Annotated in this window: 1 protein-coding gene; it reads left to right on the forward strand. The window is 43.3% G+C overall.

Annotated features, from left to right (window positions below; all coding sequences use genetic code 11):
• Nucleotides 1-152: DUF2187 family protein (locus SB775_RS29295; protein ID WP_410864742.1), on the forward strand; the 152-nt coding region annotated here is incomplete at its 5' end.
• Nucleotides 153-275: the final 123 nt, after the last annotated feature.

The following is a 275-nucleotide window of genomic DNA, read 5'->3' on the forward strand; positions in this document are numbered from 1 at the left end:
GTAATGGCGTCGACGTTAACGGAACCATCTTCAAAATTATGGACAATTCGGTGATCGTCGAGATTTCACCAGAAGACGCCAAAGAAATCGGCGCTGCTTCCAACATGACCGTAATTTCACATAAGAAATACAAGATTGTCGCAGATCAATAAAACGAAGCCTCCGCAGCCGCGGAGGTTTTTTCATTGTGTGGAATTAAGTGAAGTTAGCGAGTGTTTGTATGTGGAGATATTTCTATATTCCATTTAAGTTTCGCGTTGATAATCGCCGCCGGG

The organism is Peribacillus sp. SIMBA_075 (genome assembly GCF_046534585.1).